This window comes from Pseudothauera lacus (assembly GCF_003034845.1).
In the GTDB taxonomy this organism is placed as follows: domain Bacteria; phylum Pseudomonadota; class Gammaproteobacteria; order Burkholderiales; family Rhodocyclaceae; genus Pseudothauera; species Pseudothauera lacus.
Window position 1 is genome coordinate 67,899 of record NZ_PZKC01000008.1, and the last position, 24,518, is coordinate 92,416.

21 protein-coding genes are annotated in these 24,518 nt (G+C 68.4%); 2 read left to right on the forward strand and 19 right to left on the reverse strand.

What is annotated here, in order from left to right; genetic code table 11:
* Nucleotides 1–4: 4 nt before the first annotated feature.
* The 8 genes from C8261_RS10910 to C8261_RS10945 form a co-directional block, all read right to left on the reverse strand.
* Nucleotides 5–1,291 carry a DUF3422 family protein gene (locus C8261_RS10910; RefSeq protein WP_107493740.1) on the reverse strand — a complete coding sequence of 429 codons (1,287 nt, stop codon included), beginning with the start codon at nt 1,289–1,291 and terminating at the stop codon, nt 5–7.
* A 115-nt stretch (nt 1,292–1,406) separates the two neighbouring features.
* A complete protein-coding gene (locus tag C8261_RS10915; RefSeq protein ID WP_107493741.1) occupies nt 1,407–2,060 on the reverse strand; it encodes an OmpA family protein in 654 nt (217 codons plus the stop codon).
* A gap of 163 nt (nt 2,061–2,223) precedes the next feature.
* On the reverse strand, nt 2,224–3,270 hold the full coding sequence (gene fba / locus C8261_RS10920) for a class II fructose-bisphosphate aldolase (RefSeq protein WP_107493742.1): 1,047 nt from the start codon (nt 3,268–3,270) through the stop codon (nt 2,224–2,226).
* Nucleotides 3,271–3,323: 53 nt separating this feature from the next.
* Nucleotides 3,324–4,586, reverse strand: a complete 1,263-nt coding sequence (locus tag C8261_RS10925; RefSeq protein WP_328588075.1) for a phosphoglycerate kinase — start codon at nt 4,584–4,586, stop codon at nt 3,324–3,326.
* Complete coding sequence (gene gap / locus C8261_RS10930) at nt 4,583–5,593, reverse strand: type I glyceraldehyde-3-phosphate dehydrogenase (protein WP_107493744.1); 1,011 nt, start codon at nt 5,591–5,593, stop codon at nt 4,583–4,585. Before gap (C8261_RS10930) ends, C8261_RS10925 begins: the two co-directional genes overlap by 4 nt.
* An 81-nt stretch (nt 5,594–5,674) precedes the next feature.
* On the reverse strand, nt 5,675–7,699 hold the full coding sequence (gene tkt, locus C8261_RS10935; protein ID WP_107493745.1) for a transketolase: 2,025 nt from the start codon (nt 7,697–7,699) through the stop codon (nt 5,675–5,677).
* Between the two features lie 13 nt (nt 7,700–7,712).
* Nucleotides 7,713–8,591 carry a phosphoribulokinase gene (locus tag C8261_RS10940; protein WP_107493746.1) on the reverse strand — a complete coding sequence of 293 codons (879 nt, stop codon included), beginning with the start codon at nt 8,589–8,591 and terminating at the stop codon, nt 7,713–7,715.
* Between the two features lie 149 nt (nt 8,592–8,740).
* Nucleotides 8,741–9,814 (reverse strand): class 1 fructose-bisphosphatase, encoded by a 1,074-nt coding sequence (locus C8261_RS10945; RefSeq protein WP_107493747.1) that lies wholly within the window; start codon nt 9,812–9,814, stop codon nt 8,741–8,743.
* Nucleotides 9,815–9,916: 102 nt separating this feature from the next.
* Here C8261_RS10945 and C8261_RS10950 point away from each other — a divergent pair, with 102 nt between their 5' ends.
* Nucleotides 9,917–10,831, forward strand: coding sequence for a LysR family transcriptional regulator (locus C8261_RS10950; protein WP_107493748.1), 915 nt, complete (start codon nt 9,917–9,919; stop codon nt 10,829–10,831).
* 122 nt (nt 10,832–10,953) lie between these two features.
* A complete protein-coding gene (locus C8261_RS10955) occupies nt 10,954–12,816 on the forward strand; it encodes a GGDEF domain-containing protein (protein WP_107493749.1) in 1,863 nt (620 codons plus the stop codon).
* Here the strand turns inward: C8261_RS10955 and C8261_RS10960 are convergent.
* From C8261_RS10960 to C8261_RS11010, 11 genes are all read right to left on the reverse strand, one after another.
* Nucleotides 12,810–13,250, reverse strand: a complete 441-nt coding sequence (locus C8261_RS10960; RefSeq protein WP_107493750.1) for a gamma-glutamylcyclotransferase family protein — start codon at nt 13,248–13,250, stop codon at nt 12,810–12,812. The two genes, C8261_RS10955 and C8261_RS10960, sit on opposite strands and share 7 nt — an antisense overlap.
* Nucleotides 13,251–13,257: 7 nt before the next feature.
* A complete protein-coding gene (locus C8261_RS10965) occupies nt 13,258–13,926 on the reverse strand; it encodes a hypothetical protein (RefSeq protein ID WP_107493751.1) in 669 nt (222 codons plus the stop codon).
* Nucleotides 13,927–14,055: 129 nt separating this feature from the next.
* Entirely contained in the window at nt 14,056–15,120 is a 1,065-nt protein-coding gene (gene fba, locus C8261_RS10970; RefSeq protein ID WP_107493752.1) for a class II fructose-bisphosphate aldolase, read from the reverse strand.
* 135 nt (nt 15,121–15,255) lie between these two features.
* Nucleotides 15,256–16,698: a pyruvate kinase gene (gene pyk / locus C8261_RS10975; protein WP_107493753.1), complete on the reverse strand. Its 1,443-nt coding sequence runs from the start codon at nt 16,696–16,698 to the stop codon at nt 15,256–15,258.
* Nucleotides 16,699–16,768: 70 nt separating this feature from the next.
* A complete protein-coding gene (locus tag C8261_RS10980; protein WP_235864900.1) occupies nt 16,769–17,641 on the reverse strand; it encodes an HDOD domain-containing protein in 873 nt (290 codons plus the stop codon).
* A gap of 103 nt (nt 17,642–17,744) precedes the next feature.
* The gene (locus tag C8261_RS10985; protein WP_107493754.1) at nt 17,745–18,929 is read right to left on the reverse strand and encodes a phosphoglycerate kinase; all 1,185 of its coding nucleotides are present in this window, start codon (nt 18,927–18,929) and stop codon (nt 17,745–17,747) included.
* Nucleotides 18,930–18,994: 65 nt separating this feature from the next.
* Nucleotides 18,995–20,044 (reverse strand): type I glyceraldehyde-3-phosphate dehydrogenase, encoded by a 1,050-nt coding sequence (locus C8261_RS10990; RefSeq protein ID WP_107493755.1) that lies wholly within the window; start codon nt 20,042–20,044, stop codon nt 18,995–18,997.
* A 70-nt stretch (nt 20,045–20,114) separates the two neighbouring features.
* Nucleotides 20,115–21,131, reverse strand: a complete 1,017-nt coding sequence (gene gap, locus C8261_RS10995; RefSeq protein WP_107493756.1) for a type I glyceraldehyde-3-phosphate dehydrogenase — start codon at nt 21,129–21,131, stop codon at nt 20,115–20,117.
* 77 nt (nt 21,132–21,208) lie between these two features.
* Nucleotides 21,209–23,245: a transketolase gene (gene tkt, locus C8261_RS11000; RefSeq protein WP_107493757.1), complete on the reverse strand. Its 2,037-nt coding sequence runs from the start codon at nt 23,243–23,245 to the stop codon at nt 21,209–21,211.
* A gap of 82 nt (nt 23,246–23,327) precedes the next feature.
* Nucleotides 23,328–24,203 carry a phosphoribulokinase gene (locus tag C8261_RS11005; protein ID WP_107493758.1) on the reverse strand — a complete coding sequence of 292 codons (876 nt, stop codon included), beginning with the start codon at nt 24,201–24,203 and terminating at the stop codon, nt 23,328–23,330.
* A 14-nt stretch (nt 24,204–24,217) separates the two neighbouring features.
* A complete protein-coding gene (locus C8261_RS11010; protein ID WP_107493759.1) occupies nt 24,218–24,499 on the reverse strand; it encodes a hypothetical protein in 282 nt (93 codons plus the stop codon).
* Nucleotides 24,500–24,518 lie beyond the last annotated feature (19 nt).

The window sequence follows — 24,518 nt, forward strand, 5'->3', positions numbered from 1 at the left end:
GTGCTCAGTGGCCGCCTTCCTCGGCGGCGAGCTGGCGGCGCATGCGGCGCAGGCCGAGGGCTACCAGGCCGGCGATGAGGGGGATGGAGGCAGCGGTGGCGAGCTCCGGGGTCAGCGGGACGATGTAGTCCTTGGCACCCTTGGCGAGGTAGTGGATGAGCTGCGAGGCATAGTAGGTGATGGCCACCACCGAGAGTCCCTCGACGGTCTCCTGCAGGCGCAGCTGCAGGCGTGCACGGCGGTTCATCTGTGCCAGCAGCTCCTGGTTCTGCTGCTGCAGGGCGATATCGACGCGGGTGCGCAGGAGCTGCGAGTTGCGCGCGATACGGCCGGAGAGGTCCTCCTGGCGGCGGGCGATCGACGCGCAGGTGTCGATCGCCGGGGTCAGGCGGCGGGTCATGAACTCGCCGATGGTGGGGAAGCCGGCGAGGCGCATTTCGCGCAGTTCGTCGATGCGCTGGCGCACCAGGCGGTAGTACGCCGCCGCTGCGCCGAAGCGGAAGGTGGTGTGCGCCACCGAGCGTTCCACCTCGGCAGCCAGGCGGGTGAGGCGGGCGAGCACGCTGCGCTCGTCGTCGACGCTGTCGGCGCCACCGATGATGTCCATCAGGTCGGCGAGTTCGTCCTCGGCACGCGACAGCAGGCGCCCGACCTGCTTGGCCACCGGAAAGGCCAGCAGGGCGATGACGCGGTAGGTCTCGATCTCCAGCAGGCGCTGCACCGTGCGCCCGGCCTGGCGCGGGGTGAGGCTGGCATTGAGCACCTGGAAGCGCGAGAAACCCTCGCTGATCTGGAAATCGGTGAACACCCACGCCGCACCGTCGGCAACGCGCGCGGCGACGGTCTGCGTGCCGGTGGGCGAGAGTTTCGCCATGACCTCTTCCGGCGACACCTCGGCGACCGTGCGCAGCTCGATCTCGGTGGCGACGATGAGCTGGCCGGGGATCTCCTTGCGCCACGCCGCCGGCACGTCGAGCAGGGCGCTGCAGGCCGGTGCGGCGGTGTCGAGGCGGCGGAAGAAGGTGTAGCTGGAGAACTCGTTGTGGCGTTCCCATTTCAGCCGGAAGCTGCCGGTGTCGAGAAAGACATGGCTGCTCTCGGGCGCCGGCGGCGCTATTCCGAACTGCCCGGCAAGCGCGGCGAGATGGGCCAGTTCGCGCTCGGCACTGCCGGCATCGTGCAGGAAGGCCAGATAGCTGACCTGCTCGGGCGTGTCGAGCGGCACCGGCGGGCGCGCATGCACCTCGTCGCTGAGGGTCTGGCGCAGGGGATGGGAGATGAAGAGCGACATGGCGGCGGACAGTACGGAAGAAGTGCAAGAGTACCCGCCCGCAGCCATGCTGGGGAAGTGGTCAATGCCGGACAGCTGCGTCCCACCCCGGCTGCGCCGGGTTGCCGCAGCCTGTTCAGCCCTGTTGCTGCGGCACGATGAGGATCTCCACGCGGCGGTTCTGCGCGCGCCCGGCGGCGGTGTTGTTGTCGGCGATGGGGCGGGTCATGCCGTAGCCGACGGCGATCAGCCGGTTGGCCTCGACGCCGCGCTGGATGAGGTAGCTGCGCACGCTGGCGGCGCGGTTCTCCGACAGGGTCTGGTTGTAGGCCGCGGCGCCGGTGGCGTCGGTGTGGCCCTCGACCTGCACGACGGTGCCGGGGTACTGGCGGATGCTCTGCGCGAGCTGTTCGAGCACGGGCTGGAACTGCGGGCGGATGTCGGCACGATTGGTGTCGAAGGTGATGTTCTCCGGAGCCTGCAGGCGGATGGTGTCGCCCTCGCGCACCACTTCTACGCCGGTGCCGGCCATGTCGCGGCGCAGTTCGGCTTCCTGCTTGTCCATCTGGTGGCCGATCAGCCCGCCGACGGTGGCGCCCACCGCGGCGCCGATCAGCACCCCCTTGGTACGGTCGCCACGGCTGGAGGCGACGCCGCCGAGCACGGCGCCGGCGCCGGCGCCAATGGTGGCGCCGCGCGCGGTGTTGGCGCTGTCGCCGTAATAGGGATTGCCGGCGCAGGCAGTGAGCAGCAGGGCGGCGAGTGCGGTGGCGGTGGTGATGGTTTTCATGGCGGGTGTCCTCTTCTGTGGTATCCGGATAGACCGGAAACGGTGCACAGCGTGCCCGCGGAATGACCGCTTGCGTAGTTGGCAGCGGTGGAAAATTGTAAAAAAAAAGCCCGCCCCGAGGGAAGGGCGGGCAAATGCCTTGCGGCAGGGAGCGGAAAAACGGTCAGCGGCCGCCGGCGTAGCGGCGCGCCAGCGCGCTCAGCGGCAGTGGCTTGATGCGTGCGGCGTGGCCGGCGCAGCCGAAGGCTTCGAAGCGCAGGCGGCAGATCTCGCGGGCGGCGGCGGTGGCGGCGCGGAACACCTTGCGGGGGTCGAACTCCTGCCGCTCTTCGGCGAGCAGGCGGCGCATCGCGCCGCTCATCGCCAGACGCAGGTCGGTGTCGATGTTGATCTTGCGCACCCCGTTGCGGATGCCGGCGACCAGTGCCTCTACAGGTACGCCGTAGGTTTCACCTATTTCGCCGCCGTACTGGCGGATGATCTGCAGCCATTCCTGCGGCACGCTGGAGGAACCGTGCATCACCAGATGGGTGTCGGGGATGCGGCGGTGAATGGCAGCAATGCGTTCGATGTCGAGGATGTCGCCGGTCGGCGGGCGGGTGAACTTGTAGGCCCCGTGGCTGGTGCCGATGGCGACGGCGAGCGCATCGACGCCGGTGGCAGCGACGAAGTCGGCCGCCTCCGCAGGGTCGGTAAGCATCTGGCTGTGGTCCAGCGTACCGGCCGCGCCGACGCCGTCTTCCTCGCCGGCCTGGCCGGTCTCCAGCGAGCCCAGGCAGCCCAGCTCACCTTCCACCGACACTCCTACGGCGTGGGCCATGTCCACCACCCGGGCAGTGACCTGGACGTTGTAGTCCCAGCTCGCCGGGGTTTTCATGTCCTCATGCAGCGAGCCGTCCATCATCACGCTGGTGAAGCCGGAACGGATGGCCTGCTGGCACACCGCCGGACTGGCGCCGTGGTCCTGGTGCAGGCAGATGGGGATGTCCGGCCACTCCTCCACGGCGGCCGCCACCATGTGGCGCAGGAAGGCTTCGCCGGCATAGCCGCGCGCGCCCGCCGAGGCCTGCAGGATGACCGGGCTGGCGGTCTCGGCGGCGGCCTGCATGATGGCGTGAATCTGTTCCATGTTGTTGATGTTGAAGGCTGGCACGCCGTAGCCGTGTTCGGCGGCGTGGTCGAGCAGCTGTCTGAGGGCGATCATCGCCATGGGGGTCTCCTGGTTGTCCTGTCGTGGTGTCGGCCTGTGCGCTCGGGCGCGGGTCAGGCCGCCTCGGGTTCGTTCTCGAAATGCGTGCCCGGTGCGATGCGCCGGCTGTGCGGGTGCGCGCGTGCCCTGAGGGCGGCCACCGCGGGCAGTTCGCGGCCTTCGAGAAACTCCAGGAAGGCGCCACCGCCGGTGGAGATGTAGTCGATCTGCGCGCCTACCCCGAAGGCGCCGATGGCCGCCAGGGTGTCGCCGCCGCCGGCAATGCTGTAGCCCGGGCTGGCGGCGATGGCCTCCGCCAGAGCCTGGGTGCCGGCGGCGAAGGGGGCGAGTTCGAAGACCCCCAGCGGGCCGTTCCATACCACCGTGCCGGCGGCGGCGAGCACGCCGCTGAGGGCGACGCGGCTGGCCGGGCCGATGTCGAGGATCATCTCGTCGGCACCGATGGCGTCGCTGGCACGCACGGTGATGCGGGCGTCGGCGGCACAGCGGTCGGCGGTGACGACATCGTCGGGCAGCCACAGGCGTGCGCCGCGCGCGGCGAGGCGACGGCTGATGCGGGCGGCAGCGTCGATGAGGCCGGCTTCGTGCAGCGAGGTGCCGACGGCGCAGCCCTGGGCGGCGAGGAAGGTGTTGGCGATGCCACCGCCGACCACCAGCACGTCGACGCGTTCGGCGAGCCCTTCCAGTACTGCCAGCTTGGTGGACACCTTGGAGCCGCCGACCACGGCCACCAGCGGCCGAGCCGGCGCCGCCAGGGCGCGCCCGAGGGCGTCGAGTTCGGCGGCCATCAAGGGGCCGGCGCAGGCCAGCGGGGCGGCGAGGGCGAGGGCGTGAGTGGTGCACTCGGCGCGGTGCGCGGTGCCGAAGGCGTCGTTCACATAGATGTCGATCCAGCTCGCGATGCAGGCCGCGAGGCGGGCGTCGTCGGCCTTTTCGCCGCGGTTGCCGCGGCAGTTCTCCAGCATGGTGACGCTGCCGGCGGCGGCACCGAAGGCGCCGCCGACCCAGTCGCCGACCAGTGCGACCGCAGTGCCAAGGAGTTCGCCGAGGCGGGCGGCAACCGGCGCCAGACTGTCCTGCGCGTGCAGCGCGCCTTCCTGCGGGCGGCCGAGGTGGGAGCTCAGCAGGACGGTGGCGCCGTGTTCCAGACACAGGCGGATGCCGGGCAGGGCGGCGCGGATGCGGGTGTCGTCGGTAATGCGGCCGTCGCTGTCGAGGGGGACGTTGAAATCGGCGCGGATGAACACGCGCTGGCCGCGCAGGCGGCCGTCGCGGGCCAGGTCTTCGAGGCGGATGAAGTCTGCGCTGCTCATCATGCGGCCTCCATCATCGCCACCGCGGTGTCGAGCATGCGGTTCGAGAAGCCCCATTCGTTGTCGTACCAGGCGGTGACCTTGACGAGGTCGTGGTCGACGCGGGTCAGGGTGCTGTCGAAGATGCTCGAATGGGGATTGTGGTTGAAGTCGCAGGACACCAGCGGCAGTTCGTTGACGGCGAGGATGCCCTGCAGGGGGCCGGCCGCGGCGGCGCGCAGGATGGCGTCGACCTCTGCGGCGGTGGTCGGCCGCGCGGCGCTGAAGGTGAAGTCGGTGAAGGAAACGTTGGGGGTGGGGACGCGTACCGCGAAGCCGTCGAGACGGCCGGCCAGCTCCGGCAGCACCAGGCCGACGGCGGCGGCGGCGCCGGTGCGGGTGGGGATCATCGACAGGGTGGCGCTGCGCGCGCGGCGCAGGTCGCTGTGATAGACGTCGATGAGCACCTGGTCATTGGTGTAGGAATGCACCGTGGTCATCAGCCCGCGCACGATGCCCAGTTCGCGGTGCAGGGCCCAGGCCAGTGGGGCCAGGCAGTTGGTGGTGCAGCTGGCGTTGGAGACCACGCGGTGCTCGGGGCGCAGGCTGCGGTGATTGACGCCGTACACCACGGTGGCGTCGACGTCCTCGCCGCCGGGTGCGGAAATCAGCACCTTGCCGGCACCGGCGGCGAGGTGGGCGCCGGCCTTGGCCTTGGTGGTGAACAGACCGGTGCATTCGAGCACCACGTCGACGCCCAGCTCGCCCCACGGCAGGCGCGCGGGGTCGCGTTCGGCGAACACGCGGATGGCCTGGCCGTCGACGGTGAATTGCCCGGGGCCGGCCTCGATGGCGTGCGGGAAGGGGCCGTGTACGCTGTCGTAGCGGGTCAGGTGGGCGTTGGTGGCGGCATCGCCGAGGTCGTTGATGGCGACGATGTCGATCGGGTGGCGGCGGCCGTTCTCGAAATGCGCGCGCAGCACGTTGCGGCCGATGCGGCCGTAGCCGTTGATGGCGACTCTGATGGTCACGTCTGTCTCCTCGGAAGGTGTGGATGGATGCGGGATCGGAAGGTCCCCGGATGGGGCGGTGGCGCCATCCGGGGGCGGTGTTTACAGCAGGCGGCGCGCACTGTCCGCGACGCGCTCGGCGGTGAGGCCGAAGAAGGCGGCGAGATCGCCGGCCGGGGCGGATTCACCGAAGCGGGCGATACCGACGACTGCGGCGCGCGGCGCGTCGGCGAGGTATTTCCACCAGCCGTCGGGGTGGGCGGCTTCGACAGCCAGGCGCGCGACTCCTGCGGGCAGCACGCTGGCGCGCCAGTCGGCGTCCTGGCGGTCGAAGGCGGCGGTGCAGGGCATCGAGACCACCCGGGTGGGCAGGCCGTCGGCCTGCAGGCGCTCGCGTGCGGCCATGGCCAGGGCGACCTCGGAGCCGGTGGCGATCAGCACCAGCGTGGGTTTGCCGCCTGCCGCTTCGGCGAGTACGTAGCCACCGCGTGCGATGGCCTCCAGCTGGGCACTGTCGCGCGGCTGGTGGGGCAGGTTCTGCCGCGACAGCGCCAGCAGGCTGGGGCCTGTACGCCCGACTGCGGCATTCCACGCCGCCTGGGTCTCGACCGCGTCGCAGGGCCGCCAGACGTCGAGGCCGGGGATCAGGCGCAGGCTGGGGAGGTGCTCCACCGGCTGATGGGTGGGGCCGTCCTCGCCGAGACCGATGGAGTCGTGGGTCATCACGTAGATGACACGCTGGCGCAGCAGCGCGCTCATGCGGATGGCGTTGCGGGCGTAGTCGGAGAACACCAGGAAGGTGGCCCCGAAGGGCAGGAAGCCGCCATGCAGGGCGAGTCCGTTGAGGGCCGCACTCATGCCGAACTCGCGCACCCCCCAGTTGATATGGCGCCCCGGCTGGTCGGCGCGCACGGCGCCGCAGCCCGGCCAGTCGGTGAGGTTGGAGTGGGTGAGGTCGGCGGAGCCGCCGAGCAGCTCGGGCAGCGCGCGGGCAAGGCGGGCGATGGCGTCCTGGCTGGCCTTGCGGCTGGCGAGGGTGGCGCCGTCGTTATTGACCCCACGCAGGATGGCCTGCGCGAGCACGTTGAAACCGACCGGCAGGCGGCCGGCGGTGCGGCGTTCGAACTCGGCCGCGGCCTCCGGCCAGGCGGCACGGTAGGCTTCGAAGCTGGCCTGCCAGGCGGCGCGACGCTGGGCGCCGGCGGGACGGGCGTCGAAGGCGGCGCGGACCTCCGCGGGGATTTCGAAGGGCGCGTGGGGCCAGCCCAGCTCTTCGCGCGTGGCGGCGACTTCGTCCCTGCCCAGCGGGGCGCCGTGGATGCCGGCGGTGCCGGCGCGTGCCGGGCTGCCGCGGCCGATGACGGTGCGGCAACAGATCAGCGTCGGGCCGGTGTCGTTGCGGGCGTTGGCGAGGGCCTCGCGGATGGCCTCGTCCACCGCCGCGACGTCGTGGCCGTCGACGTCCTCGATGACGTTCCAGCCGCAGGCGTGGAAACGTGCCGGGGTGTCGTCGGCGAACCAGCCGTCGACCTCGCCGTCGATGGAGATGTGGTTGTCGTCCCACAGCGCGATCAGCTTGGACAGGCGCTGCACGCCGGCGAAGGAGGCGGCCTCCTGGCTGATGCCTTCCATCAGGCAGCCGTCGCCGAGGAAAACCCAGGTGCGGTGGTCGACGATGTCGAAGCCGGGGCGGTTGAACTCGCGCGCCAGCAGCTTTTCCGCCAGGGCCATGCCGACGGCGTTGGCGAGGCCCTGGCCGAGCGGTCCGGTGGTGGTCTCGATGCCCGGGGTGAGGCCGTGCTCGGGGTGGCCCGGGGTCTTGCTGTGCAACTGGCGGAAGCGCTTCAACTCGTCCAGGGGCAGGTCGTAGCCGGTGAGGTGCAGCAGGCCGTAGAGCAGCATCGAGCCGTGACCGTTGGAGAGCACGAAGCGGTCGCGGTCGGCCCAGGCGGGGTCGGCCGGGTCGTGGCGCAGGTGGCGGGTCCATAGCGCGACGGCGATCTCGGCCATGCCCATCGGCATGCCGGGGTGGCCGGACTTCGCCTGTTCGACGGCGTCGATGGCGAGAAAACGCAGCGCGTTGGCGCACAGGGTGTCGAGGGCGGCGGTTTCGATACGCATGTTCATGGGGCGGACCTCCTCAGAGCAGTTTCTTGCGGCGCTCGATGAGGCGCCAGATGAAGGGGGTGAAGATCAGCTGCATGGCCAGCTCCATCTTTCCGCCCGGTACCACGATGGTGTTGGCGCGGCTCATGAAGCTGTCGGAGATCATGTTGAGCAGATAGGGAAAGTCGATGCCCTTGGGGTTGGCGAAGCGGATCACCACCATGCTTTCGTCGGCGGTCGGCACCGCGCGGGCGATGAACGGATTGGAGGTGTCCACCATCGGCACGCGCTGGAAGTTCACGTGGGTGCGGGCGAATTGCGGACAGAGGTAATGCACGTAGTCGTGCATGCGGCGCAGGATGGTGTCGGTGACCGCCTCGGTGGAGTAGCCGCGCATGCTGCGGTCGCGGTGCAGCTTCTGGATCCATTCGAGGTTGATCACCGGCACCACGCCGATGAGCAGGTCGGGATGCTGGGCGACGTTGGCGGTCTCGGTGACCACCGCGCCGTGCAGGCCTTCGTAGAACAGCAGGTCGCTGCCCGGTGGCAGCTCCTCCCAGGGCGTGAAGGTGCCCGGTTGCTGGCCGTACGGTTCGGCTTCCTCGGCGTTGTGGAGGTACTTGCGGCGTTTGCCGCGGCCGCTCTCGCCGTAGCTGCGGAAGAGTGCTTCGAGCTCCTCGAAGAGGTTGGCTTCGGGGCCGAAGTGGGAGAAGTGCGAGAGTTCGCCGCCGGCCTCGATCTCGGCCATTCTGCTGCGCATGCCCTGGCGGTCGTAGGCGTGGAAGCTGTCACCCTCGATCACCGCGGCGCTGACCCCCTCGCGGCGGAAGATCTCCTCGAAGGTGCGCTGCACGGTGCTGGTGCCGGCGCCGGAGGAGCCGGTGATGGCGACGATGGGGTGGCGTTCGGACATGGTTGTCCTCCGGGTGCGATGTAAAAGCCTTGTGCAGCCTGGATGGAGGGCGCAGGGCCCGTCCTGAGCCCGCCGCGGGGCGGAATCCAGGGTGGCCGTGTTCGGCGCGCGCCCCTGGATTGCGCTGTGCTCCATCCGGGCTACATGAATCAGTGCTGCAGGAACAGGCTGCGGCTGTGGAAGAGGGGCAGCTCGGCGTCGGTGCCGGCGTCCGGCTCGGTGTGATAGCGCTCGATGCGCTCGACTTCCTCGGGTGAGCCGAAGACGAAGCCGATACGCTGGTGCAGTGTCTCCGGCTGTACGGCGAGCACCGCGCCGCTGCCGGTGGATGCGCGTCCGCCGGCCTGCTCGATGAGCATGCCGATGGGGTTGCATTCGTAGAGCAGGCGCAGCCGCCCGGCTTTGCTCGGATCCTTGCGGTCGCGCGGGTAGAGGAAGACCCCGCCGCGCATCAGGATGCGGTGGGTCTCGGCGACCAGCGAGGCGATCCAGCGCATGTTGAAGTCCTCGCCGCGCGGGCCGCTGCGTCCGGCCAGGCACTCGTCCACGTAGCGGCGCACCGGCGCCTCCCAGAAGCGCGCATTGGAGGCGTTGATGGCGAACTCGCGGGTGGCTGCGGGAATGCGGATTTCCGGGTGGGTAAGGAAGAAGTCACCGACGATGGGGTCGAGGGTGAAGCCGGCGACACCGTCGCCGACTGTCAGCACCAGCATTGTCGACGGGCCGTAGATGGCGTAGCCGGCCGCCACCTGGCGGCAGCCCGGCTGCAGGAAATCGGCGCTGGCGGCGTCGCAGCCCGGCGTCGGGGCGCGCAGCACGGAAAAGATCGAGCCCACCGAGACGTTGACGTCGATGTTCGAGGAGCCGTCGAGGGGGTCGAAGACGAGCAGGTACTTGCCGCGTTCATGGCCCGGCGGCAGGGCGATGGGCGCTTCGTTCTCCTCCGACACCATGCCGGCCAGATCGCCGCCCCAGTGGGTGGCGCGCAGGAAAATCTCGTCGGCGAGCACGTCGAGCTTCTTCTGCGTCTCGCCCTGCACGTTGCTGCTGTCGAGATTGCCCAGTACGCCGGCAAGCGCGCCGTGGGCCACTGCGCGCGAAATGGCCTTGCAGGCCTGTGCGACCTGCAGCAGCAGGGCGTTGAATTCGCCGGTGGCGTCGGGATGACGACGGCGCTGGTCGATGAGGTATTCGGTCAGCGTGGTGCGTTCGATGGAGAACATGGTTTTTCCGGAGCTGATGTGGCAGGGGCGTGACAAGAGACTATGTATTTGTTGAAATAAGCTCCAATGATGTTTCCAGCAATTTTGAGATAAGGTTTTCTGATGAAAATCGTCCAGCGCACCACACTGCGCCAGTTGCGCGCCATCGTCGCCCTCGCCGACAGCGGCAGCTTCACCCAGGCCGCCCGCCTGCTCCATCTCACCCAGCCGGCGGTATCCATGCAGGTGCGCGAGCTGGAGGGCATCATTGGTCAGGTGCTGGTCGATGGCCGGCGCGAGATCCACCTCACCCCCGCCGGCGAAGTGGTGGTGCGCCATGCCCGTGAGGCACTGGGCGCGCTCGAACTGGCGGAGGTCGAGCTGAAGGCGATGCGCGGGGTGGCCGCAGGCACGCTGGAGGTGGTGGCAATCACCACTGCCGAATACTTCGTCCCCCACCTCCTCGCCGAATTCGGTCGCCGCTACCCGGACATCAGCTTCCGTCTGCGGGTGAGCAACCGCGAGGCCGTGTATGAACTGCTCAAGGACGGCCGCGCCGACCTCGCCATCATGGGCACGCCGCCGCGTGGCCTGGCGTTGCGGCGCATCCCCTTTGCCCCCCATCCGCTGAGTTTCGTCGCCGCCCCCGACCATCCCCTTGCCGGACGCCGCAACATCCCCCCCGCCGCGCTGGCAGGCGAGCGCCTGCTGCTGCGCGAACGCGGCTCCGGTACGCGCGGCAACCTCGAACGCTTTCTGCGCGCCCACGGCGTGAAGGCCTTGCGTGCCGACGAGATGGGCAGCAACGAGACCCTCAAGCAGGCGGCGATGGCCGGCATGGGGGTGGCCTTCCTGTCCCATCACACCTTCGACATGGAACTGCAGGGCGGGCGCCTGGTGCGCCTCGACGTGGCCGATACGCCGGTGATCCGCGAGTGGAACGTGCTCGTCCATGGCGAACGGCCGTTGACGCCGGCGCTGGAGGCGATGCTGGATTTCCTCCAGGGCGAGGGCGCCGCGCGGATGCGTACGGCATGAATGCGGCGGTTCTGCGGGTTGCCGCGGTCGTGCATAATTCCATACTCATGAAAGGGAATTTGGGCGCATAATCCGAACGCTATGAGAATGCGGCCCCCGGCGGCCGGGAGAAGGCTTCGTCAATGAATCTGAACAGCAAGGTGACGCTGCTTTTTGCGGCAATCGCGGTCGGCATCCTGGTCATGCTGGTGGCCATCAGTCTCTATGCCTTTCGTTCGTATTCGATCAGCTCATCCACCAGTCATGTGCGTACCGCCGCCGAAGTCGTGCGCGTGCACCTGACCGAGGCGATGATCCAGGGCACGATTGAGCACCGCGAGCAGTTCCTCAGCCGTCTGATGGAGGTGCAGGGGCTGACCGTGGCGCGGGTGATCCGCTCGCCGCTGGTCGACCAGCAGTACGGCGCCGGCCTGCTGCGCGAGATGCCCGCCGACGAGATCGAGCGTGCCGTGCTCGCCGACGGCAAGGAGCGCTATGAGCTGCGCGAGGCCAACGGCGACACCCTGTTCCGCGGCACCATCCCCTTTGCCGCCACCACCGCCGGTACGCCGAACTGCCTGCAGTGCCACACCGTGCCGGAAGGCGCGGTGCTCGGTGCGGTGACGCTGGAGCTGTCGATTGCCGACCTCAAGCGCCGCGCGCTGCTCACCGTGTTCATCCTCCAGGCCGTGGTGGCGGTATTCGCCCTGCTGGCCATCGCCCTCGTGCGTCGCGCCATCCGTCCGGTGGGCGAGGCCGCGCGCGAGGTCGAGGTGGCCGTGCAGCGCGCGCTGAAGGGCGACTTCAAGACCAAGGTCAAGCAGTACAGCGGCGACGAGATCGGCCAGATCGCCGATGACACCAACCGCCTGCTGAGCTACCTCGACGACGGCCTGGAACGCATCTCCCACCGCGTCGTGCAGCTCACCGGGCGCCAGCCGCGTCTGGACGAGAACAAGCTCGAAGCGACCATCGACATGGTCAACGGCCTGGCCGACGCCTCGGCCTTCAAGCAGGCCATCGAGGAGGACGAGACCAAGGTGGAGATCTACGACCGCTTTGCGCAGATCCTCACCGAGCGTTTCGGCATCGACACCTTCTCGATCTACGAGACCGTGGGCAAGCAGCTGACACCGATCACCGTCGACGGCGAGCCGGGGGCGGCCTGTCGCTGGTGTGATCCGCAGATCCTCGTGCGCGCCGACATGTGCCGCGCGAAGCGCTCCGGCCATCCGGTCGACGGCCTTGTGCAGCCCGGCATCTGCTATGCCTTCCAGCCCTCGCCGGACGGCGGCGCAGCGCGTCGCCACTACTGTGTGCCGATCATCCAGTCGGGCTCGGTGGGCAGTGTGATCCAGCTCGTCGCGCCAGCGGAGAAGGCTGCCGAACTCGAAGCCCAGGCCCCTTTCATCCATGTCTATGTGCGCGAAATGGCGCCGGTGCTGGAGGCCAAGCGCCTCACCGAAACCCTGCGCGACTCCTCGCTGCGCGATGCCATGACCGGGCTGCACAACCGCCGCTTCCTGGAGGAGTACGTCGATACCCTGATCGCTTCGGCACGCCGCCGCAACGTGCCGCTGGCCATCCTGCTGCTCGACCTCGATTACTTCAAGGTGGTCAACGACACCTACGGCCATGATGCCGGCGACACCGTGCTGAAAGCCCTCTCCGGGGTCATGAAGCAGGCCGTGCGCGCTTCCGACCTGGTGATCCGTTTTGGCGGCGAGGAATTCCTCATCGTCCTGCAGGACGCCAATGCCGAGGCGGCGCTGAAGGTCGCCGAGAACATCCGCGCCGCCGTCGCCCAGCTCAAGATCCAGATTGCCGGCGCGGTGCTGCAGAAGACCATCTCCATTGGCCTGGCGCTGTTCCCCGAGGACAGCGAGACCTTCTGGCAGACGGTGAAGTTCGCCGATGTTGCGCTCTACCGTGCCAAGGACGAGGGGCGCAACCGCGTCGTGCGCTTCACGCCGCAGATGTGGGAAGGCAACGCCGAGAGCTACTGAGGTCCTGTCGCGGTGGCGGCAGCCACGGCGGAGAAACCCACGTAGCGCGCGCAGAAGCTCGCCTTGTGGTGTTGCAGGAAGGCGTCGAAGTCCCACTCGCCGGGGGCCAGCAGGCCGCTGTGCGCAGGGACCAGCACATAGGTCTCTGCCGCCACGAGGCCGCCCGTGCCGTCTTCGACGCTGACCGTGGTGCGCTGGTAGAGCGCGCCCTCGAAGGCGTCGAGGCGGGCCAGCGCGGCGTCATCGACAGCGCTGTAGAGCACCCCGTTCACCACCTCCGTGGGGCAGGGGACGATGGCCGGATAGTGTTCGCCGCGCAGCGGGTGGCGGCGGAAGCCGTACAGGCGTGCCGGACGTGCGACGTGGCTGGCGCCGCACACCGCCGCCATGATGTCGGCGCACATCAGCGAACCGTAGGTGAAGCAGTGGCGCATGGTGCGCTCAGCCCTGCTGCCAGGCCTTGATCAGCGGATCGCGGTGGGCAGCGAGCTGGGTGACGCTGACCTCGATCACCGGGCCGCTGAGCGTATGGCCGGCGCAGGCTCCCTGCAGTTGCACGCCGGTACCCAGCGGCTCCACCAGGATGGGGCCCTGGTTGGCCTGCAGGCGGCTCTGGCGGTCGCGCTCGCCGATCAGTACGCTGCCATTGGTGAGATTGAGCTTGCCTTCCAGTTCGGCAGCGTTGCCCGAGGTCAGCCGGGCGGCGACCTTGCAGGGCAGCATGCGGAAATCGTTGACCAGATTGAGGGCCTGGCGGCGCAGGTAACGCTGCTGCTCCTCGCTGCCCTCGGGCAGGCGCCCGTGGGCCTTGCGGGCCAGCTGCTCGAGTTCGTCGTCGGTGAGGTGGGGGGCGGCGGCGACCAGCAGCTCGCGCGCTACCGTGGGCGCGCCGAGTACCGCGGTGCTCATGTGGTAGTGATGGCCGACGAGGGCGGCGCCGCCCTTGGCAAGCTGCTTGCCGGTGACCGTGGGCATGCCCTGGAAGACCATCGAGCCGAGCATCTCGCTGAGCGTGCGGCAGAGTGCGGCGTGATCCTGTTCAAGCAGGCGTTCGGGCACGCAGATGTCCAGATCGAAGGTGAGCTGCAGCTTGACGTTGGCCTTGGACATGCGGGTGCTCGCTGTGGGAGTGTGCTGTCGGTCGATTATGAAGGACATCCACGGCAGCGGGAAAGTGGCGCGACGGGCACCCGCTGCCCCGCCGCGCCTCCCCTTGCGGGGATGGTGGCGCAGGAGCGCTCAGCGCACGATCTGGGTGAGTTCGCCGGACTTGTAGCGCGCCGCCATGCTGTCCAGCGACACCGCCTTGATGCGGCTGGCCTGGCCGGCGCAGCCAAAGGCTTCGAAGCGCGCCTTGCACACCAGCCTGGCGGCCTCGCGCGCTGGCTTGAGGAACTCGCGGGGGTCGAACTTGGAGGGGTTCTCGACCATGAACTTGCGCACTGCGCCGGTCATCGCCAGACGGATGTCGGTGTCGATGTTGATCTTGCGCACGCCGTACTTGATCCCCTCGACGATCTCCTCGACCGGCACGCCGTAGGTTTCCTTCATGTCGCCGCCGTACTGGCGGATGATCTCCAGCAGTTCCTGCGGCACGCTGGAGGAGCCGTGCATCACCAGATGGGTGTTGGGGATGCGCGCGTGGATGGCCTTGATACGGTCGATGGCGAGGATGTCGCCGGTGGGCTTGCGGGTGAACTTGTAGGCCCCGTGGCTGGTGCCGATGGCGATCGCCAGCGCGTCGCAGTCGGTCTGCTTGACGAAGTCGGCGGCCTGGTCCGGGTCGGTGAGCAGCGCGCTGTGATCGAGCTTGCCTTCTGCGCCGATGCCGTCCTCCTCGCCCGCCATGCCGGTTTCCAGCGAGCCCAGGCAGCCCAGTTCGCCTTCCACGGTGACGCCGATGGCGTGCGAGAGCTTGACCACCTCGCGGGTCACCGCGACGTTGTACTCATAGGAGGAGGGCGTCTTGCCGTCCTCCAGCAGCGAGCCGTCCATCATCACGCTGGAAAAGCCCGAGCGGATCGCCGCCATGCACACAGCGGGAGACTGGCCGTGGTCCTGGTGCATGACGATGGGGATGTGCGGATAGGCTTCCACGGCGGCGTCGATGAGATGGCGCAGGAAGGCCTCGCCGGCGTATTTGCGGGCGCCGGCGGAGGCCTGCATGATGACCGGGCTGTCGGTTTCGGCGGCCGCTTCCATGATCGCCTGGACCTGCTCCAGGTTGTTCACGTTGAATGCCGGCAGGCCGTAGCCGTTCTCCGCGGCGTGGTCGAGAAGCTGGCGCATGGAAACGAGCGGCATGGTGTTCCTCCGAGGGTGGCCGGCGCAGCCGGCTCTGGCAGTAATGGCAAAGGGGCGATTCTAGCCCGTCAGTGTGGCAAGCATGAAATACGCTTACCGATTGATACGGCGCCAGGGCGCAGCGCCGGGTGCGCTTCAGTCCTGCTGCGGCGAGGGGTGGTCGCCGACGCGGACGATTTTCAGCGTGTTGGTGCCGCCGGCGGCGCCTATGGGCTCGCCGATGGTGAGCACGATGAGGTCGCCGTAGCTCACCACACCCTGGTCGAGCAGCAGTTGCTCGGCCTCCCACAGCAGCACGTCGCGATCGTGGTGCTGCTGGCTCATCAGCAGCGGATAGACCTCGCGGTAGAGGGTCATCTGGTTGCGCGCCGAGACCTCCGGGGTCAGCGCGTAGATCGGCACGCCGCTGTTCAGGCGGCTCATCCACAGCGCCGTGGAGCCGGTCTGGGTCAACGAGGCAATGGCCTTCACCTTGAGGTGGTAGGCGGTCCAGATCGCCGCCATGGCGATGGACTGGTCGATGCGGGTGAACACCTGGTCGAGGACTTCGCGGTCGAGCGTGACTTCGGCGGATTTCTCCGCCTCCAGACAGACCCGGCTCATCGCTTCGACGACCTCGACGGGATAGCTGCCGGCCGCGGTTTCCGCCGACAGCATGACCGCATCGGTGCCGTCGAGCACGGCGTTGGCGACGTCGGAGACCTCGGCGCGGGTCGGTACCGGGCTGCTGATCATCGACTCCATCATCTGTGTTGCGGTGATGGTGAGCTTGTTGCACTCGCGTGCGGCGCGGATCATGCGCTTCTGCAGTGCCGGCACGGCGGCGTCGCCGACCTCCACGGCGAGGTCGCCCCGCGCCACCATGATGCCGTCGGAGGCCTCGAGGATCTCGTCGAGGTTGGCCACCGCCTCGGTGCGCTCGATCTTGGCGATCAGCAGGGCGTCGCCGCCGGCCGCGCGCATCAACTGGCGGGCCATGTACATGTCGGCCGCGCTCTTGGGAAAGGAGACGGCGAGAAAGTCCACACCGATCCGTGCGGCGGTGCGGATGTCCTCCATGTCCTTGGCGGTCAGCGCGGGCGCGGTGAGGCCGCCACCCTGGCGGTTGATGCCCTTGTTGTTCGACAGCTCGCCGCCGACGCGCACCACGGTGTGGATCTCGCTGCCGAGCACGCGCTCGACGGCAAGCTTGAGGCGGCCGTCGTCGAGGAGGAGGATGTCGCCGGGGCGGACGTCCTTGGGCAGGTCGCGGTAGTCGAGGCCGACGCGTTCCTGGTCGCCCAGTTCGCAGCGTGCGTCGAGAATGAAGGCGGCGTCACGGCGCAGGGTGATGCGCCCTTCGGCGAACTTGCCGATGCGGATCTTGGGACCCTGCAGGTCGGCGAGGATGCCCACCGGACGGCGCGCGCGTGCCGCCGCCTCGCGGATCGTCGCGGCACGGGCGACGTGATCTTCGGCTTTGCCGTGGGAGAAGTTCATGCGCACCACGTCGATGCCGGCATGGACCATGCGTTCGAGGACCTGAGGGTCGGACGAGGCCGGTCCGAGGGTGGCGACGATCTTGGTGTGACGCGGCATGGTGTCTCCTGGGCGGTGTGCGGGCGGCGTGGCCGGCGCGGTCGCCCATTCTACCGCGGCAGCGCGGGCGCTACAGCTCCAGGGGCAGGAAGCGCTCGCCGAGGTCGGCGAGGTAGCCGTCGAGGTCGTCGGGATGCAGGCCGAGTTCGCCGAGTACCTCGTCACCGGTGCGCTCCCAGTTGTAATCGTGGATGTGCAGGGCATGCAGGCGGGCATGGCTGGCGAGGTGGAGGATGGCCACCAGGCTGCGCACCGCGCCCAGTTCGCCACGGGGAACGTCCTCGTGGTGGAGGATGGCCTGGGCGATGAAGTCCGGCAGCCCCCAGTGGCGGGCGACCAGGTAGCCGATGGAGCTGTGATCGACGTTGAAGCGCAGGTCCTCGTCGCGCAGGCTGGGCATGTCGAGACGGTCGTCGAGCAGCAGGGCTTCGCAGTAGTCCGGAAAGCGCTGCATCAGCACGGGTACCCCGCACTCGAAGAACACCCCGGCCATGTAGGCCTGGTCGGGGAAGATGTTGCATACCGAGACGCGCTCTTCGGCGATCAGCGCGGCGAGCTGGGCGAGTTCGCGGCTGCGTGTCCAGAACAGCTCGTAGGCACGCCGCCGGCCGGCGTCGATGGCGGTGCTGAGGGCGACCGCGCGGGCAATGTTGAGGGTCTGGCGGAAGCCGATGCGGACGATGGCCTGATCGAGGCTGTCGGGGGCGCGGCTGCCGCCGAAGGCCGGGCTGCGCACGGCCTTGAAGATCATCGCCGAGAGGCCGGCGTCCTGGCCGATCACTGCGGCGGTGCGGCGGGCATCGTAGTCGTCGGAGCCGAGCAGCTCGACGAGGTCGATCAGCACCTGCGGCTGCGGCGGGATGCGGATACCGCTGGCTGCGGAACTGCTGGTGTCGGCAGGCAGGGGGGCGGGGCTGACGTTCATGGCGGCGCTCTCGGGCATGGTGCGATGCACTATGCTGGGCCGTCCGTGCCCGTGGCACAAGTCGGAGATTCACCTACGGCGGGGCGGGTGTGCCGGCGTGGGAGCCGGCACACCGTCGTCCTCAGCCGCCGAAACGTGCCTCCAGCGCGGCGATGGCCGGCAGGGTCTTGCCTTCGAGGAACTCGAGGAAAGCGCCGCCGCCGGTGGAGATGTAGCCGACGTCGTTGGCGATGTGGAACTTGGCGATGGCCGCCAGGGTGTCACCGCCGCCGGCGATGGAGAAGGCCTCCGAGTGGGCGATGGCCGAGGCCATCATCTTGGTGCCACCGGCGAACTGCGCATGCTCGAACACGCCCACCGGCCCGTTCCAGACGATGGTGCCGGCGTGGGCGATGATGTCGGCAAGGCGGGCGGAGGACTTCGGGCCGAAGTCGAGGATGCGGTCGTGGGGGCCGACTTCGTCTACCGAAATGCGGTTGGCGCGTGCCAGCGCCGAGACCTCGTCGGCCACCACCACGTCCACCGGCAGCGGCACTTCGGCGCCACGCGCCTTCATGATGTCCATCACCTGCTGGGCCTCGCGCACCATCTCGGGTTCGGCGAGCGATTCGCCGATGCGCTTGCCGGCGGCGAGCAGGAAGGTGTTGGCGATGCCGCCGCCGACGATGAGCTGGTCGACCTTGTCGGCCAGGGTCTTGAGGATGGTGAGCTTGGTCGATACCTTGGCGCCGCCGACGATGGCCACCAGCGGGCGCTTCGGTTCGTGCAGGGCCTTGGAGAGGGCGTCGATCTCGGCGCCCATCAGCATGCCGGCGCAGGCCACCGGGGCGAAGCGGGCGATGCCGTGGGTGGTGGCCTCGGCGCGGTGGGCGGTGCCGAAGGCGTCATTGACATAGATGTCGCACAGGGCTGCCATCTTGCGCGCCAGCTCCTCGTTGTCCTTTTTCTCGCCCTTGTTGCAGCGGCAGTTCTCCAGCAGGACGATCTGGCCGGGCTCGACGGTGAAGCCGCCGTCCACCCAGCCGGAGACCAGCTTCACCGGCTTGTGCAGCAGCTGCCCGAGGCGCACGGCCACCGGCGCGAGGGTATCGTCGGGGCCCACGGTGCCCTCGGTGGGGCGACCGAGGTGGGAGGTCACCATGACCGCGGCGCCGTTGTCCAGGCAGTACTGGATGGACGGGATGGACGCGCGGATGCGGGTGTCCTCGGTGATGTTGCCGGCGTCGTCCTGGGGAACGTTGAGGTCGGCGCGGATGAACACCTTCTTGCCGCGTACGTCGAGGTCGGCGAGCTTCTTGACTTGCATTGACGGTCTCCTTGGCTTGCTTTCGGTGGTTCAGCGCGGATGGCGTGACGGGCACGCCTGCCGCACTAGGGGATACGGGTGCCGGCTCCGGCGCGGCGGCGCGCCTGCCAGTGGTGCAGGGTGTCGACCATGCGGCTGGCAAAGCCCCATTCGTTGTCGAACCACAGCAGCACGCTGAACAGGCGGTTGCCGCTGGCGCGCGTCTGGCTGGCATCGACGATGGCCGAATGGGGGTCGTGGTTGAAATCGATCGAAGCGTGCGGATCCTCCGACCACGCCAGCAGGCCGGGGAAGCGCGTTGTGGCGGCCTCGCGCAGCACGCCGTTGATGCTGTCCACGCTGACCTCGCGGCGCACGGTGAGGGCGATGTCGAGCGCCGAGACATTGTGCGTGGGTACGCGGATGGCCTTTGCGCTGATGCGCCCGGCCAGTTGCGGCAGCAGGCGCTCGATGCCGCGCGCCAGACCGGTGGACACCGGGATGATGGACTGCATCGCCGAGCGCGTGCGGCGCAGGTCGGTGTGATGGTAGCCGTCGATCAGCGGCTGGTCGTTCATCGCCGAATGCAGGGTGGTGAGCAGGGCGTGGTCGAGGCCGAAGGCCTCGTCGAGTACGGCCAGCACCGGCACTGCGGCATTGGTGGTGCAGGAGGCATTGGAGACGATGCGCTCGCTGCCGCTGAGAGCATCGTGATTGATGCCGTACACCACGGTGGCATCGACGTCCTCGGCGCTGTGCCCGGGATGGGAGAGCAGTACGCGCGGGGCACCGGCCTTGAGGAAACGTTCGAGTTCGATGCGGCGCCCGTAGCGCCCGGAGCATTCCACCACCACGTCAAGGTTCATCGCCGCCCAGTCCACTGCCTCCGGGTTCTCGGCATGGGTGACGGTGAGCGCTTCGCCGTCGATCAGCAGGCCGTCGGCGGTGGTCGCGACCTGGCCCGGAAAGCGCCCATGGGTGGAGTCGAAGCGGGTCAGGTAGGCGATGCTGGCGAGATCGGCCGGTTCGTTGATCGCCACCACGCGGTAGCGCTCGCGGAACGGCGACTCATGCAGTGCGCGCAGGAAGCAGCGTCCGATGCGGCCGTAGCCATTGATCGCGAGGCGCAGGGACATGAGGGGTGGGTCGTCGGCAGGGCAGTATGGAAAAAGGGCCGCCCGTGGGCGGCCCTTGTACGGGTGGAGCTCAGCAGGCCTGGGCGAGCACGCGGGCGGCGTCGAGCATGCGGCAGGAATAGCCCCACTCGTTGTCGTACCAGGCCAGCACCTTCACCAGGTTGCCGTCGATGACGCGGGTCTGGGTGGCGTCGAACACCGAAGAGTGCGGGTCGTGGTTGAAGTCGCTGGATACCAGCGGCGCTTCATTGACACCCAGCACGCCCTTCATCGGGCCGTTGGCGGCGGCGTGCATGAGGGCGTTGATCTCTTCCTTGGAAGTGGCGCGGCGGGCGGTGAAGGTAAGGTCCACCAGGGAGACGTTGATGGTCGGTACGCGCAGCGCGAAGCCGTCAACCTTGCCCTTCAGAGTCGGCAGCACCAGACCCACCGCCTTGGCGGCGCCGGTCTTGGTGGGGATGATGTTCTGCGCGCCGGCGCGTGCGCGGCGCAGGTCCTTGTGGCGCACGTCCACCAGGACCTGGTCGTTGGTGTAGGCGTGGATGGTGGTCATCAGACCCTTCTCGATGCCGATGGCGTCCTCCAGCACCTTGGCCACCGGAGCCAGGCAGTTGGTGGTGCACGAGGCGTTGGAGACTACGGTCATCTGCGGGGTGATGATGTCGTGGTTGACGCCATACACGATGGTGGCATCGACGTCGTCGCCGCCCGGAGCGGAGATCAGCACCTTGGGTGCGCCCTGCTTGAGGTGCACTTCGGCCTTCGCCTTGGTGGTGTAGGCGCCGGTGCACTCGAGCAGCACGTCCACGCCGTGCGCCCCCCAGTTGGTCTCCAGCGGGTTCTTGGTGGAGTAGAAGGGGATGCGGTCGCCGCCGACGATGAGGGTATTGTCGCCCTCGGTGGCCACTTCGGTGGCGAAGCGGCCGTGGGTGGTGTCGTACTTGGTGAGGTGGGCGTTGGTCGCCAGGTCGCCGGAGGCGTTTACGGCGACGATCTCGAACTGGTCACGCAGGCCGAGTTCGTAGATGGCGCGCAGGGTGCAGCGGCCGATACGACCGTAACCGTTGATGGCAAGCTTGATGGGCATGCAGATCTCCTCGATGCAAAGAACGGCGCTGCAGGGCTGCGGCTGCCACCAGCCGCGGCACTGCAGCGGGTTGGGGTTCAGCGGGTGGCGAGCACCGCGCGTACGGCAGCGGCTACCGCCTCGGCGGTGATGCCGAATTCCTTGAACAGCTCGCCGGCCGGGGCGGATTCGCCGAAGCGGTCGAGGCCGATGACGCGGCCTTCGAGGCCGACGTACTTGTACCAGCCGTCGGTGACGCCGGCTTCCACCGCCACGCGCGGCACGCCGGCCGGCAGCACGGCGGCCTTCCAGGCCGCATCCTGGCGTTCGAAGACGTTGGTGCTGGGCATGGATACCACGCGCACCGCGATGCCGGCTTCACCCAGCGCTTTCTGTGCGGCCATCGCCAGCGCCACTTCCGAGCCGGTGGCGATGATCACCGCCTGCGGCTTGCCCGCGTTGATGTTTGCGTCGGCTTCCGACAGTACATAGCCGCCACGGCGGATGGCCGCGACCTGCTCGGCTGTGCGCGCCTGGAAGGGCAGGTTCTGACGCGAGAAGCACAGGCTGCTGGGACCATCCTTGCGCTCGATGGCGTTGGCCCAGGCCACGGCGGACTCGGTGGTGTCGCAGGGGCGCCAGACGTCCATGTTGGGGATCATGCGCAGCGTCGCGGTCTGCTCCACCGGCTGGTGGGTGGGCCCGTCCTCGCCCAGGCCGATGGAGTCGTGGGTAAACACGAACACCTGGCGCGCCTTCATCAGCGCGGCCATGCGCAGGGCGTTGCGCGCGTACTCGCTGAACATCAGGAAGGTGGCGGTGTAGGGGATCAGGCCGCCGTGCAGGCTGATGCCGTTGGCGATCGCGGCCATGCCGAACTCGCGCACGCCGTAGTACACGTAGTTGCCGCCGCTGTCGCGGCTCACACCCTTGGCGCCCGACCACAGGGTGAGGTTGGAGCCGGCCAGGTCGGCCGAGCCGCCGATCAGCTCGGGCAGCTTGGGCGCGTAGGCTTCGATGCTGTTCTGGCTGGCCTTGCGGGTGGCGATGGTCTCGGCCTTGTCGACGACCTTGGCGAGCACCGCGTCCACATGGGCGTTCCAGTCGGCGGGCAGCTCGCCGGCCATGCGGCGCTGGAATTCGGCGGCCAGTTCCGGGAAGGCGGCGCGGTAGGCGTCGAAGCGGGCGTTCCAGTCGCCTTCGGCAGCGGCGCCTTGCTCGCGTGCGTTCCAGGCGGCATAGACGTCGGCCGGGATCTCGAAGGGGGCGTGCTTCCAGCCGATGTGCTCGCGCGCCGCGGCGATCTCGGCCGCGCCCAGCGGGGCGCCGTGCACGTCGTGGCCGCCCTGCTTGTTGGGCGAGCCCGCGCCGATAACGGTCTTGCAGCAGATCAGCGTGGGCTGGGTGGTGTTGGCCAGCGCCTGCTGGATGGCCGCTTCGATCTCCACCGGGTCGTGACCCTGCACGTCACGGATGACCTGCCAGCCGTAGGCTTCGAAGCGCTTCGGGGTGTCGTCGGTGAACCAGCCGTCGACGTGGCCGTCGATGGAGATGTTGTTGTCGTCGTAGAAGGCGGTGAGCTTGCCCAGCCCCCAGGTGCCGGCCAGCGAACAGGCTTCGTGGCTGATGCCTTCCATCAGGCAGCCGTCGCCGAGGAACACCCAGGTGCGGTGGTCGACGATCTCATGGCCGGGGCGGTTGAACTCGGTGGCCAGCACCTTTTCGGCCAGCGCCATGCCCACCGCGTTGGTGATGCCCTGGCCGAGCGGGCCGGTGGTGGTTTCCACGCCCGGGGTGTAGCCGTATTCGGGGTGGCCCGGAGTCTTGCTGTGGAGCTGGCGGAAGCGCTTGATTTCCTCGATCGGCAGGTCGTAGCCGGTGAGGTGCAGCAGCGCGTAGATCAGCATCGAGCCGTGGCCGTTGGAGAGCACGAAGCGGTCGCGGTCGGCCCACTGCGGGTTGGCCGGGTTGTGCTTGAGGTGGCGGCGCCACAGCACTTCGGCGATCTCGGCCATGCCCATGGGGGCGCCGGGGTGGCCGGAGTTGGCCTGCTGCACGGCATCCATGGCCAGCGCGCGGATGGCTCCGGTGATCTCGTTGAATACCGGGGCTTTGACGTTTCTGGTGGGCGACATGGGATCCTCGGTGCCGTTCGGGGGCGGGGAAAACCGCAATTATCGCCGAAAACCCCCTTCGCTTGGTAGGGTGTGCGTGCGCCTACACCGACTGCCGGCGGCGTTCGATGAGCTTCCAGATCAGTGGCGTGAGGATCAGCTGCATCGCCAGGTCGAGCCGCCCGCCAGGGATCACGATGGTGTTGGCGCGGCTCATGAAGGCGTCGTGAATCATGTTGAGCAGATAGGGGAAGTCGACGCCGCGCGGGTCCTTGAAGCGAATCACCACCATCGATTCGTCGAGCGAGGGAACGTCGCGGGCGATGAAGGGGTTGGAGGTGTCGACGACCGGTACGCGCTGGAAGTTGATGTGGGTGCGGGTGAACTGCGGCACGATGTAATGCACGTAGTCATGCATGCGGCGCAGGATGGTGTCCTGCACCGCTTCCTTGGAGTAGCCGCGCAGTTTGGTGTCGCGGTGCAGCTTCTGGATCCACTCCAGGTTGATGGTCGGTACCACGCCGATCAGCAGGTCGACGTAGCGCGCGACGTCCACCGTTCCGGTCTGCACGGCGCCGTGCAGGCCCTCGTAGAACAGGCAATCGGTGCCGACCGGGAGGTCTTCCCACTCGGTGAAGGTGCCCATCGGCAGGTTGCGCCGTACCGACTGTTCCTCGTTGTGGATGTAGTAGCGCCGCCGTCCGGTAGCCGATTCACCATAGGCGCGGAAGAGCTGTTCGAGGTCTTCGAAGAGGTTGGCCTCGGGGCCAAAGTGGCTGATGCCGCGCTCGCCGCGCGCTTCGGCTTCCTCGATGAGGCGCTTCATCTCGTCGCGGGTGTGACGGTGGAAGCTGTCGCCTTCGACGATTGCGGCGTTGACGTTCTCACGGTGGAAGATCGCCTCGAAGGTGTGCTTGACCGTGGTGGTGCCGGCGCCCGACGAGCCGGTCACCGCGATGATGGGGTGCTTCAGCGACATGGCGCGCGGCGCGCTCAGTTGCGGCCGGAGGCCGCGCGCTCGGCTTCGAGCTCGGTATACACACGCTTGGAGGCCTGCACCAGCACATGGACCTCCTCGAACGACAGGGTGGGGTAGTTCTCGCGCACCACGCGGTAGGCAAGGTGGTCCAGGGTGGCGTTGCCCCAGCGGTTTTCCTTGGCGAAGAACGGCGTGATCAGCTCGTAGGCCTCGTCGAAGATCTCGCGGACGTAGTGGTACTTGCGGCGATCCTGCTGGCTGCTGTCCCAGGACTGGGCGGAAGCGGACTGTTCCATGGTATCCGGTCTTTGTGTG

Bases quoted from the DNA above. Each gene is read 5' to 3' on its own strand.
- tkt (WP_107493745.1), bottom strand. From the start codon at position 7,699: ATGAACATGCGTATCGAAACCGCCGCCCTCGACACCCTGTGCGCCAAC.
- C8261_RS10915 (WP_107493741.1), bottom strand. From the start codon at position 2,060: ATGAAAACCATCACCACCGCCACCGCACTCGCCGCCCTGCTGCTCACT.
- C8261_RS10965 (WP_107493751.1), bottom strand. From the start codon at position 13,926: ATGTCCAAGGCCAACGTCAAGCTGCAGCTCACCTTCGATCTGGACATC.
- C8261_RS10955 (WP_107493749.1), top strand. From the start codon at position 10,954: ATGAATCTGAACAGCAAGGTGACGCTGCTTTTTGCGGCAATCGCGGTC.
- C8261_RS10960 (WP_107493750.1), bottom strand. From the start codon at position 13,250: ATGCGCCACTGCTTCACCTACGGTTCGCTGATGTGCGCCGACATCATG.
- C8261_RS10925 (WP_328588075.1), bottom strand. From the start codon at position 4,586: ATGATGAGCAGCGCAGACTTCATCCGCCTCGAAGACCTGGCCCGCGAC.
- tkt (WP_107493757.1), bottom strand. From the start codon at position 23,245: ATGTCGCCCACCAGAAACGTCAAAGCCCCGGTATTCAACGAGATCACC.
- gap (WP_107493756.1), bottom strand. From the start codon at position 21,131: ATGCCCATCAAGCTTGCCATCAACGGTTACGGTCGTATCGGCCGCTGC.
- C8261_RS11005 (WP_107493758.1), bottom strand. From the start codon at position 24,203: ATGTCGCTGAAGCACCCCATCATCGCGGTGACCGGCTCGTCGGGCGCC.
- C8261_RS10950 (WP_107493748.1), top strand. From the start codon at position 9,917: ATGAAAATCGTCCAGCGCACCACACTGCGCCAGTTGCGCGCCATCGTC.
- fba (WP_107493742.1), bottom strand. From the start codon at position 3,270: ATGGCGATGATCGCCCTCAGACAGCTGCTCGACCACGCCGCCGAACAC.
- C8261_RS10990 (WP_107493755.1), bottom strand. From the start codon at position 20,044: ATGTCCCTGCGCCTCGCGATCAATGGCTACGGCCGCATCGGACGCTGC.
- C8261_RS10945 (WP_107493747.1), bottom strand. From the start codon at position 9,814: ATGTTCTCCATCGAACGCACCACGCTGACCGAATACCTCATCGACCAG.
- C8261_RS10910 (WP_107493740.1), bottom strand. From the start codon at position 1,291: ATGTCGCTCTTCATCTCCCATCCCCTGCGCCAGACCCTCAGCGACGAG.
- C8261_RS10940 (WP_107493746.1), bottom strand. From the start codon at position 8,591: ATGTCCGAACGCCACCCCATCGTCGCCATCACCGGCTCCTCCGGCGCC.
- fba (WP_107493752.1), bottom strand. From the start codon at position 15,120: ATGCCGCTCGTTTCCATGCGCCAGCTTCTCGACCACGCCGCGGAGAAC.
- pyk (WP_107493753.1), bottom strand. From the start codon at position 16,698: ATGCCGCGTCACACCAAGATCGTCGCCACCCTCGGACCGGCCTCGTCC.
- C8261_RS11010 (WP_107493759.1), bottom strand. From the start codon at position 24,499: ATGGAACAGTCCGCTTCCGCCCAGTCCTGGGACAGCAGCCAGCAGGAT.
- C8261_RS10985 (WP_107493754.1), bottom strand. From the start codon at position 18,929: ATGCAAGTCAAGAAGCTCGCCGACCTCGACGTACGCGGCAAGAAGGTG.
- C8261_RS10980 (WP_235864900.1), bottom strand. From the start codon at position 17,641: ATGCCCGAGAGCGCCGCCATGAACGTCAGCCCCGCCCCCCTGCCTGCC.